At 66.3% G+C, this 10600-nt stretch carries 8 protein-coding genes; 3 read left to right on the top strand and 5 right to left on the bottom strand.

The genetic code is table 11. From position 1 onward, the window contains the following. Nucleotides 1–261: 261 nt before the first annotated feature. Nucleotides 262–597, bottom strand: a complete 336-nt coding sequence (locus G3446_RS24385) for a site-specific integrase (protein WP_164456222.1) — start codon at nucleotides 595–597, stop codon at nucleotides 262–264. 500 nt (nucleotides 598–1097) lie between these two features. Here G3446_RS24385 and G3446_RS24390 point away from each other — a divergent pair, with 500 nt between their 5' ends. From G3446_RS24390 to G3446_RS24400, 3 genes are all read left to right on the top strand, one after another. Next, complete coding sequence (locus G3446_RS24390) at nucleotides 1098–1472, top strand: type II toxin-antitoxin system RelE/ParE family toxin (RefSeq protein ID WP_164456224.1); 375 nt, start codon at nucleotides 1098–1100, stop codon at nucleotides 1470–1472. Nucleotides 1473–1512: 40 nt separating this feature from the next. Continuing rightward, nucleotides 1513–1782: a helix-turn-helix domain-containing protein gene (locus tag G3446_RS24395; protein ID WP_425338431.1), complete on the top strand. Its 270-nt coding sequence runs from the start codon at nucleotides 1513–1515 to the stop codon at nucleotides 1780–1782. Nucleotides 1783–3013: 1231 nt separating this feature from the next. Beyond that, a complete protein-coding gene (locus G3446_RS24400; RefSeq protein ID WP_164456227.1) occupies nucleotides 3014–3574 on the top strand; it encodes a Uma2 family endonuclease in 561 nt (186 codons plus the stop codon). Between the two features lie 510 nt (nucleotides 3575–4084). Here the strand turns inward: G3446_RS24400 and G3446_RS24405 are convergent. From G3446_RS24405 to G3446_RS24420, 4 genes are all read right to left on the bottom strand, one after another. Continuing rightward, nucleotides 4085–4633 carry a cyclic nucleotide-binding domain-containing protein gene (locus G3446_RS24405; protein WP_164456229.1) on the bottom strand — a complete coding sequence of 183 codons (549 nt, stop codon included), beginning with the start codon at nucleotides 4631–4633 and terminating at the stop codon, nucleotides 4085–4087. 183 nt (nucleotides 4634–4816) lie between these two features. Beyond that, nucleotides 4817–7069: an NHLP bacteriocin export ABC transporter permease/ATPase subunit gene (locus G3446_RS24410; protein ID WP_164456231.1), complete on the bottom strand. Its 2253-nt coding sequence runs from the start codon at nucleotides 7067–7069 to the stop codon at nucleotides 4817–4819. Next, nucleotides 7066–9198 (bottom strand): NHLP family bacteriocin export ABC transporter peptidase/permease/ATPase subunit, encoded by a 2133-nt coding sequence (locus G3446_RS24415; RefSeq protein WP_209262615.1) that lies wholly within the window; start codon nucleotides 9196–9198, stop codon nucleotides 7066–7068. The genes G3446_RS24410 and G3446_RS24415 overlap by 4 nt, the downstream gene beginning before the upstream one ends. Nucleotides 9199–9230: 32 nt before the next feature. Next, nucleotides 9231–10508 (bottom strand): NHLP bacteriocin system secretion protein, encoded by a 1278-nt coding sequence (locus G3446_RS24420; RefSeq protein ID WP_164456233.1) that lies wholly within the window; start codon nucleotides 10506–10508, stop codon nucleotides 9231–9233. Between the last annotated feature and the right edge of the window lie 92 nt (nucleotides 10509–10600).

The following is a 10600-nucleotide window of genomic DNA, read 5'->3' on the forward strand; positions in this document are numbered from 1 at the left end:
GCGCCGGTGTAAGGACACTCGAAACGTAGTTGCACTGGCCATTGGCCCGCACGGTGGCACCCGTGGCGGGCCTTCTCGTTGGAAAGGGGTTGCCCGATTGTGCCGCAACCCTGGCCCACAGGCGCGCCGGTGAGAGGACCGAGATGGTCAGGACTTGCTCTCCCTCATGCTCTTTCACCAAAAAACGGATTCACCGGTGGGGCTATCCTCGCTCAAAGAGCCGGTGCTTCGCGGATCAGGGTGAAGAACAACACTCGGCAATCACGCCCTTGGCGCGCAGCACCAAGAGAAGCCGCTTGAGTGCCGCATGCAGCAGCCAGCGCTGACGCGTGACCGGTCGCGGACACCGACATTGCGGGAGGTGCTGGTCCAGTCCAGGAGCTCAGCCACCACCGCCTCGTCGACCTCCTCAACTGAGCGGTGCTGTTGGCTTATCCAACGGGCAAAATGGATCAGGCAGTTGAGGTATTGCCTCAGCGTTGAGTCGGCATAACGCCCGTCGCGGAAACGCTGCGCGAAGGCGTCAACATGCAAGCCCAACGGGCCTGCTCGAAGCTCGTCGATTAGATCTTGGGACAACCGCCGCTTTGCACTCATCTTGGTCTCCTGAAGCGCTGGGTGGGGCTTCAGGAAACCTCGAAATTATGTTGACTTCATCCTTGCGACGACCGATCGCCACCAAGCGCAATCGGGCTCTGTGGACGGCCTTCGGCCTCGAACTCTACATAAACGGGGCCTCTACATAAGTCCCATCAGCGGTCACCGACCGATCGAAGGTCAGTGACTCCTCGATCCTGGTAGCGGAAAGTCCCTTTCGTTTCGCGAGTGACAAGTCACGACCCATTGCTGACACTGAGCGCCGACTGCTTCGACGGCTGGAATCGACTGGGAACCGGACGCTAGAGCGTCGTCGGATCCGGTCCGGATTAGCTAGCAGCATCAAGATGCTACCGAACCGAATGCGTCTGATAGCAGGTCAGATTCTCTGCCAATCATTCTGCCGTGGCGCTGACGAACGCCTGGATCTTAGCGGAGGTGATTGTTTCGACTGGATGGTATAATACTTAGTGTGATATATCATCGGAGTGCAAAGGCACGTGAGGATCTTCAAGAACGCTTGGTTCGAGCGCTTCGCGCGCAAGCAGAAGATCCGGGACGGGATGTTACGTGAAGCCGTCCTGCGAGCGGAGCAGGGTCTGATCGATGCTGATCTCGGCGGCGGAGTCATCAAGCAGCGTTTGGCGCGCCCTGGGCAAGGTCGATCAGGAGGCTACCGGACGCTGATCTTTTACCGTCAGGCGCATCGCGCCTTCTTCGTCTACGGGTTCGCCAAGAGCCAGCAGGCCAATATCAGCGACGAGGAAGAAACAGCATTCAAGAAGGCGGCGCGGCACGTCCTTGAGATGACGGACGAGCAGCTCTCTGCGCTGATCCAGAATGGGCAATTCTCGGAGGTTGAACAGGATGGCTAGACAGTATCGTAGCGACGCGATGGCTTCGATTCACGAGACCATGGAGGCTCTTCAAGAGGTAGGTGCCATCGACAAGCAGACAATGCGCGAATTCGATGACGCTTGTCTGACGCCAGTCGAGCCCCTCTCTCCCGAGGCAATTCGCGCTCTGCGTGAGCGCGAGCATCTTTCTCAGCCAGTTTTTGCCCGTTACCTCAATGTAAGCAAGAACTTAGTCTCGGACTGGGAGCGAGGCGTCAAGCGCCCGGGCGGGCCAGCACTTCGGCTTCTGACCGTCATCGAGAAGAAGGGGATTCAGGCAATCGCCTGAACGCCCGGTCCAGTCGAAAGGAAGCTCGCGGCGCTGGTCCCTTGCTGATCAGCTCGAAGAAACGGAAGACAAGTAGGACCTAAGTTTTGGCGGTCAGGGTCGTAACAGAGGATGGCCTCCAGATCGGTCGGCCACAGACGGACTCCAACGTCCACTGAAGAGGCCATTGCGGTCGATCGCTGGCGTTGGCCGAATGACAGCAATTGGCCGACTGCGGGCGCTGAGCCCCCAGACGCCGGCGACCGTTTATGGGGCGTTTACGTCACCGGCCGAAACAAGCCGAGCGACAGGTATCCGCGTTTAGCAGAAGTTGCGTGTCTGACCGGCGAGCGTCAGCTCCTGGCCGGCTGCTACGACAACGAAGGCCCAAGTCCGGCATCGCCGTGACTCACAAGCCTCGACAACAGCGGTGGCGGAAACTGGCAGTTCTAGCGGGAATTATCTGAGAAAAATTCGCGGAATAACCTGAGCGACAACAGGCCTCCATCATCGGACAAGCGATGGAGGGGCAGCTTCATCCACGGGGCGGCTCAATTCAGCGGCCTGTCGGATGGTCGGGAAAGCCGATAACGGCGAGGGTAACAACGACTCGGTCTCCACACGAGAGCGAGGATTCGATGCATGTGAGGAGATCGCGACGAAGGACCAAGCCATCCCCGAGCCAAGCGCGAGACGGTGAATCTGCGGATGAAGCTCGATCCGGGCAGGCTTGACGACTCGCCAATGCAACACAGGATCGGCACGGCGACAAAAATGCGGGGCGAGAATGTCTCTGTTCAGGACCGGCGTACCTGGGTCCGATTGCGCGAGAAAGGTGGCAAGCGCCATGAGATGCCCTGCCACCACAATCTCGAGGCATCGCTGGAGCAGTCTCGAGAGCAGACAGGACGACTCCGAGAGGCAAAGGCCACCCTCTTCCCCACCGCTCCGGCCAAGCGTGGTGAGCTCACCGAACGCCCAATGCAACAGAGCGAGGTCTGCCGCATGATTCGGCGGCAGGCTGCCATACCTTCCGGGCCACCAGGATCACCGAGCACCTCCGTGACGGCGATAGGCTCGAAGTAGCCCAGCGGATGGCCAACCACGCGAGTGTCCGGACCAAGGGACGCTATGACCGGCGCAACGATCAGGTCAACCTCGAGGAGGTCGCGCGGATTATCATCTGACGCCTCGGCTTTGACAGGTGACCAGGGTACGCCATGCTTGAAGGGTGAAATTCCGGTGAAGCCTCATGCAGCATGCCTACAAGCAAACACTTTACGAGCAGCTCGAAGCCCTGCCAGAGGGATTGAGAGGAGAGATCCTCAACGGACAATTGCACACCCAACCGCGGCCAGCCGGTCCGCATGCGCTGACCGAGTCGAACCTCCAGATCGAGATCGGCGGCCCCTTCGGAAAAGGTCGCGGCGGCCCCGGTGGCTGGTGGATTCTCGTGGAGCCAGAGCTCCACTTCTTCACCGATCGAGAGGTCGTCGTCCCCGATCTTGCTGGCTGGCGTCGAGAGCGAATGCCGCACATTCCCCAAGGCCACCGCTTCGAGGTCGTTCCGGACTGGGTTTGCGAGATCCTCTCGCCACCAACCGCCAGCAAGGACCGAGAAATCAAGATGCCAATCTACGCAACCTATGCCGTCTCCTATGCTTGGCTGATCGATCCGATGCGGCGGAGTCTCGAAGCCTATGGTCTGGAAGGCGGCGATTGGCGGCTGCTCGTGGAAGCCTTCGGGAAGGATGCCATCGCGGTTGCACCCTTCGATGCTCTAGAGCTCGAGCTCAGCAACCTCTGGAACTGAAGCCAACGCGTACCCAAAAGGCTTGGGCGCAAGAACCCCGAACGTTTCTGGAGAGCCCGAGTCCGGTGATCCTGCCGCAGGAGACGGATGGAGCCTATCCTCGCAAGATGGGATAGACCCAAGGCGTCACCAGCCGCCATTTCCGCCTAGACTCAGCACCTGCGGCCATATGGGCGCTGCGAACCTCCACGGTCCGGCGCGGTCGGTCGCTCTACTGAGGCGACCGTTTCTACAGATCTTCCGGAACCGCCGCGGCCTATAGGAACTGATCGGACGCTCGAGCAGACCGAGCAGGAGCCCCGGGCAGAGACCGAGCCTCACCCCGCAGGCTTGCGTGAAGACGGATTGCCGGGCTAGACCATTGACTGACTGGGATGCGCTCCCCGCGCCCGCAAAGACCAAACGCGGCTCCCGAGAGTCGAGCCGAAGAGGTCTGGCAGATTCCGCCTTCGCCTCCACTCTATGCACTCGGTGGCTTCGGGCAAGACACCCAGCTGGAGACGACCCCGCTCAGGCCCGCCCCTCTTCGAGCAGCCGCAGCAGGCTGCGCATGCGCTCGCCGGCGACGTGCAGGTTGTCCAAGATGCCTTCGTCCAGCTCGCTCTCGCGGAGGAAGCGCTCCTTCTCGCTTGTCTCGCCCTGTGCGTCCCCGGCCAGGCGGGCGACGCGGGTGCGCAGACGGTCGGCCAGCATGACCGCGAGCGCGCGATAGAAGCGCGCCGCGAAGCCCTGGTCGTCCGTCAGGCGCCGGCGCACCACAGCATGCGGCAGGCTGAGCAGGCGGGTGTCTTCTGCGGCGCGCAGCGAGACCTCGGGCGGGCGTTTCTCGATGAGCGACATCTCGCCGATGATGTCCCCCACCAGCAGCTCGCCGATGACCTTGTCCGGCGGCAGGATGACGTCCAGCTGCCCCTCGAGGAGGATGGACAGCTCGGTCACCTCCCCGCCCGCGGCAATCAGCGTCGCCCCGGCCGGTAGGCTGTGGCGGCGGCCCGCCTCCACCAGCCACAGCAGGTCGCGATCCTCAAGCTCGGCGAGGATGAAGAGTGCCTTGCGCATGGTATTCGGCCCTCAACCTAGAGCGAGCTGCCGGCCACCAGCGGCCAGCTTACAGCTCTGTTTGGCATTGCTTTCAGGTCTTCGACAAGGAATCCAGCGGATGAGCGGCTGCTCGTCCAGAACACCCGGAAGCTCGAAGAGCCTCCCGCTGGAAGCTGGAAGCTGGAAGCTGGAAGCTCACAATCAAACCATCTGTCGCCGCGCCAGCCGCGCGAAGGGACCGTCGCGGGCGATCAGGGTGTCGTAGTCGCCGGACTCCACCACCCGGCCCGACGCCATCACTAGAATGCGGTCCGCGTTGCGGATGGTGCTCAGCCGGTGGGCGATGACCAGGCGGGTCACGGCCAGCCGTTCCAGGCTCTGGGTCACGCGCGCCTGCGAACGGTTGTCCAGGGCGCTGGTCGCCTCGTCCATGAAGAGGATGCGCGGCTGCTGCACCAGGGCACGCGCGATGAGGATGCGCTGCCGCTGCCCGCCCGAGATGGTGCTCGCCCCCTCGGTCAGGGGCGTATGCAGGCCGAGCGGGAACTGCTCCAGGTCGCGCTCGAGACCGGCGTCAGCCGCGGCCCGCAGACAGTCGTCCAGGGTCGCGGCGCTCGCCCCGCGGATGTTGTCGTAGATGGTGCCGGCGAAGACCCGCCCGGTCTGGAGCACCACGCCGATCTGTCGCCGCAGCACCGCCAGGTCCAGCCCGCTCAGCTCCTGTCCGTCGAAGAGGACGGTCCCGGATTGCGGCGTCTCGAAGCCCAGGAGCAGACGCAGCAGGGTCGACTTGCCCGAGCCAGAGGGGCCGACCAGGGCGACATGCTCGCCTGGCTCCAGACGCAGCGACAGCTCGCTCAGGATGGGCTCGGCGCCCGGCGTGTAGGCGAAGGTGACCTCGGAGACCTGCACGGCGCCGCTGAGTCGCCCCGGGTGGCGCGCTCCGGAATGCTGCTCCAGCGGCGCGGTCAAGATCGGCCGCGCGCGCTCCAGATAGGGCATGGCGGTCAGGATCTGCAGAAGGGCGTGACTGAGTCCGACGAAGGCCGCCTGAAAGGCGGCGTGAGCGCTCAGAAAGGCGATGAAGACCCCGGCCGAGGGCTGCTCCGCGGCAAGGACCAGCACCAGGGCGAAGAGCACCGCGAGACTCAGGGTCTGGAAGGCGTCCGCGAAGGCGCCGTAATGATAGGAGATGACACGCAGCGCCCGCGTGGCCTCGCGCTCCTCGGCATAGCGCTCGGCCCACTGGGCAAGCGCACGACCCTCGGCGCCCGCGACGCGCAGCTTGAGGATGCCTTGCAGGAGCTGCAGCACCAGACCCGCCAGACGCCCGTCGGCAACCGCCAGCCGCGCGATATGTCTGAGCTTGAGCCAGCCCGCGGCCAGCGAGCTCAGTGCCAGCACCAGGACCAGGCCCACGGCCACCAGGGCGAGCTGCGGCAGATAGAGCCACAGCAGCACCAGATAGAAGAGCGAGAAGACCGCCGTGAGGCCGGTCGACAGCATCAGCTCCAGCGCCAGCTCGCGCAATCGCTCGACGTCTGTGATGCGGGCGTTGAGATCGCCGGACGAGAAGCCCTTGAAGAAGCTCGCCGGGAGACGCAGCACCCGGTCCCAGAGCGAGGCCTGCAGGCGCTCTGCGGTACGGCCATCGATGCGAAGCTGGGCGCGCTCCTGCATCATTTCGACGAGAAGCGTGAGACAGGCGCCCACACCCAAGGCCAGACCCAGCTGGACGAGGAGGCTGGACTCGGCGCCCGGGATGAGCACATCGACGATGAGGGCCGTGGCCAGCGGGAAGAGCGCGCCGAGCGCCGCGAGGAGCGCACCGGCCACACAGAGCCCGAGCACATCCCGTCCGCTCCCCGGCCAGAGGGCCGACATCAGACCCGACAGCCGGTCGGCCCGCGCGGGCAAGGGCGGATAGAGCGCATAGGCGCGCGGCTCGAGCACGCCCGCCATGGCCGGCGTCAGCGGCCCTCGCTCGCCGGTGACATGATCCGTGAACTGATAGCGGCGCCCCCGCCGGATGAGCGAGACCGGGTGCTCCTCCGTGCCCGCTTCCCGCTCATCTTCGGTTTCGGCGCCCTCTGGAGCCACGCGGCGGAACGCGACCAGCGGGCCGATATCCGCGCGGTGCCAGTCCGTGTCGAGCAGCACCTCGCGCGCACGCCCCCCAGCCCGTCGCGCCAGGTCCGGGATGCCTCCATGGCGCGTCTCCCCGCCGATCAGGCGCGCGGCTGGGACCTCATGACCGGAGCTGGCGAGCACCCGCCTCACGGCAGCCGCGGCGGGATCCAGGGCGGCATCGCCGGCAAGTCCGGCCGCACCGCGCGTGATGGCGTCGAGCTGACCCAGGCCGCGTGCGACGCGCTCCTCGCTCTCCAGCCGCGAGCGCCGGATCTGGGCGATCCGCCCGGCTTCGTCCGGATGCCTGGCGGCAGGCCGGCTCATTCGTCGATCAACCGCTTGTAGGCGCCGTCCAGGGCGATCAAGTCCTCATGGGGCCCGCGCTCCACGGGCACACCGCGCTCCAAGACCAGGATCTCGTCGCAATCGCGGATGGTGCTGAGGCGATGGGCGATGATGATGAGGGTGCAGCCGCGCCGCTTGAGGTTCTCCATCAGCCGGCTCTCGGTCACCGGATCCAGGGCGCTGGTCGCCTCGTCCAGCACCAGGACGCGCGGATCCCCGACCAGGGCGCGGGCGATCTCCAGCCGCTGGCGCTGGCCGCCGGAGAAATTGCGCCCGGCCTCCTCGACCCGCGCGCCGTAGCCGCCGGGACGCGAGGCGATATGCGAATGGATCTCGGCATCCTCCGCCGCCCGCACCACGGCGCTATCCGCGACGGTCGGATCCCAGAGCGTCAGGTTGTCGCGGATGCTGCCCTCGAAGAGCAGGATCTCCTGATCGACGAAGGCCAGCGCGGCGCAGCGCAGGCTCGACGGCCAGGCGATGAGGGGTGTCTCGTCCAGCAGGATCTCGCCCGCCGTCGGCCGCACCAGACCGGCGATGAGGCGTCCGATGGTCGACTTGCCCGACCCCGAGGCGCCGACCAGGGCCACGCTCGCGCCCGCCGGGATCTCCAGGTCCAGCCCCTCGATCATCGGCGGCTCCAGGGGCAGATAGCCGAAGCTGACCCCGCGCAGCCGGACCTGCCCCTCGGGCAAGGCTTGAAGAGCCGCTGCCTCCGGCCGCTCGGCGGGCATCCCCTCCAGGTCCTGGCTCAGCACGTCCTCGATACGGGCGACGTGCGATTTGACGTCCTGGATCCCCATGCCCAGCCCGGACAGGGTCGCCATGGGCGCCGCGAAGCTGGCGGCCAACGACTGCAGCGCGACCAGGGAGCCGACGCTGAGACCGCCCTGCATGATCTCCAGGCCGCCGATGGTCAGCACGGCAGCTGTCGTCAGGCTGGCAGTGAAGCTCGGAAAGGCGCCGACCAGGATGGAGGCCGCCCCCACCTGCTGCTGCGACCCTTGGACCTGGGCATGCAGCCCCGTCCAGCGCGCGAAGAAGCTGTCCTCGTAGCCGGCGGCCTTGAAGGTCTCGATGTCCTGGAGCCCTGCCATTCCGGTGCCGAGCAGCTTGCCGCGCTCGATCCCCAGCCGCTGATGCCCCTCGGCGACGCGGCTCGCGCTGAGCAGCAGCACCAGCCAGTTGAGCAGGCTCAGCGCGGCCACCACCAGGGCGACACGCCAGCTCAATAGGGCCATGGCACCAAGAAAGAAGATCGCCGTCACCAGGCTGAGCGCGGCCTGGGCCAGCTCACCGGTCAGCAGCGCCGCCAGCCGGTCGCTCAGCCGCAATCGGTCCGCAATCTCGCCACTGTAGCGCGCCCCGAAGAAGGCGAGCGGCAGATGCAGAATGTGGGCGAAGAGCTCGCGCGAGCCGCGAACGGCGAGCAGCAGCTCGGCCCGCGTCAGATGATGGTCCTGGAGCAGGCTCAACGCATAGCGCGCCACGGCCGTCAGCAGCATGCCGAGCAGCAGCGCCGGCAGCCAGTCGTGAAGCCCCTGGACCAGCACCCGGTCCACGAAGAGGCGCGAAAAGACGGGAATGAGCACGCCCGGGACGATCAGCATGAGGCTGGCGAGCAGCACATAGCTGATGGCGCCCCGGAAGCCGCGCGTGCGTGCCAGCAGCGCGCCCCAGAGCGGTGGGCGCGAATCGCCGCGCACGAAATCCGGGCCTGGCGCAAAGGTGAGCACCACGCCCGTGAAGATGGCGTCGAAGGACTCGGCCGTGAGCAGGCGCCGTCCCACCGCGGGATCGTTGAGCATGATCTGATCGCCGCGCAGTCCCTCGACCACGACGAAATGGTTGAAGTTGACGAAGGCGATCATGGGCGGCTGGAGATTGCGCAGGTCCTTGGGCTCGGCCTTGAAGCCCTTGGCCGTCAGGCCGAGCGCGCGCGCTGCCTTGAGAATGCTGGAGGCCTTGGAGCCGTCACGCGAGACGCCGCAGAGTGCCCGCAGCTCCTCGAGCGGCACATGGCGCCCGAAATGCGACAGCACCATCGCCAGGGAGGCGGCGCCGCACTCGGCGGCCTCGAGCTGCAGCACCGTCTCGGTGCGCGCCACGCGCCCGCTGGACCGCCGCCACAGAGGCACGCTCAGTCACCCCCCCACAGCCGAGCGAGACGCTTGGCTTGGGGCACCGCAAGCATGAGCAGCCGCTCCCGGTCGACGATGACACGCGCACCGATCAGCATGCCGGCATTGATCCGCGCGTCCGGGCCCTGCGAGGACGACCACTGATAGCCGCTCGGCGTGGTCGCGTCATCGAGCAGGGCGACCCTTAGCTGGAAGGGCGCGCCGGCCGTCGCGAGATCCTGGGCCAGCTGCTCGTTCTTGAGCAGCCGGCGCATGCCGGCGCGCGTCGCCGGCAGCTCGGAGACCTGCTCGACGCGGCCGCGCAGATAGCCGTACTCCTCGGGCCGGAAGGCCGAGGGCAAGACCTCGACATCCATGCCGGGACGGACCCGCTTGCCCTCCGTCGGCTTGACATAGGCGAAGGCCACGAGCTGCTCGCGCACCCCGCCCTCGGGCGCCACCGTCGCCAGCGTCTCGCCCGGCTGGACCACATCGCCGGCGCCGACCATGACCTCCAGCACGCGCCCGGCGTGGGCGCTCAGTAGACGCCCCTGCTCGGCGAGGCGCGCCTCCAGCCGCTTCACCAGACGCAGCGATTCCTGGATGCGCAGACGCCTCTCGAGCAAGGCCAGCTTCTCCTCGCTGGCGCGCTCCTCCCGGCGCAGCGCGATGGCCTTCTGCTCGTCGTCCAGCTCGGCAAGCCGCTCGCGCACGTCAGAGAGCCCGAGCTGGACCTCGATCAGCTCGTCGTCCGTGATGACCCGCCGCTCGACGAGCTGGGAGACGCTGGCATGCTTCTTACGCAGCAAGGCCAGACGCTCTTCCAGAAGACTGCGCGTCTGGGCGATGGTGTCCAGGCGCTCGGCCTCCAGCAGCCGCTCGCGGACCTCCTTCTCGCGATGGAAGGATTCGAGCTCCCCGTACTGACCGCGGGCGTCCTCCAGCTGGGCTCTCGCGGTCTCGAGCTCGCGCCTCAGCTCGCCTTGCTCGACACGGGCGATGAGATCGCCGACCGCGACCGAGTCTCCCGGACGGACCTCGAGCGTCAGCAGGCGCCCGGGCACCGAGGCGACGATCTGCTCCAGACCGCCCGCGGCGATGAGGATACCGCGCGCCTGGACCTTGACCGGCGCCGTCGCGCTGGCGGACCAGAGGATGGCGGCGAGCATGGTCGCGCCCAGCGCCAGCAGCACCAGCCAGCCGACACCGCCGACCAGGCGCATGGGCTGGTCCAGGTGCTCGCTGGAGGCCAGCCGGTCGAGTGCGGCTTGACGGAAGATTTGGCGGCGTTCGGGCATGGTCAGTGGTCAGTGGTCAGTGGTCAGTGTGGAGTGGGGAGGGTGGAGTGGGGTGTTTGGTGTGTTGGGTTGGGGTGTGGGGTGGCTGGTGC

It is taken from the genome of Thiorhodococcus minor, assembly GCF_010820565.1.
Lineage (GTDB): Bacteria > Pseudomonadota > Gammaproteobacteria > Chromatiales > Chromatiaceae > Thiorhodococcus > Thiorhodococcus minor.

Bases quoted from the DNA above. Each gene is read 5' to 3' on its own strand.
- G3446_RS24385 (WP_164456222.1), bottom strand. From the start codon at position 597: ATGAGTGCAAAGCGGCGGTTGTCCCAAGATCTAATCGACGAGCTTCGA.
- G3446_RS24395 (WP_425338431.1), top strand. From the start codon at position 1,513: ATGGAGGCTCTTCAAGAGGTAGGTGCCATCGACAAGCAGACAATGCGC.
- G3446_RS24400 (WP_164456227.1), top strand. From the start codon at position 3,014: ATGCAGCATGCCTACAAGCAAACACTTTACGAGCAGCTCGAAGCCCTG.
- G3446_RS24405 (WP_164456229.1), bottom strand. From the start codon at position 4,633: ATGCGCAAGGCACTCTTCATCCTCGCCGAGCTTGAGGATCGCGACCTG.
- G3446_RS24410 (WP_164456231.1), bottom strand. From the start codon at position 7,069: ATGAGCCGGCCTGCCGCCAGGCATCCGGACGAAGCCGGGCGGATCGCC.
- G3446_RS24420 (WP_164456233.1), bottom strand. From the start codon at position 10,508: ATGCCCGAACGCCGCCAAATCTTCCGTCAAGCCGCACTCGACCGGCTG.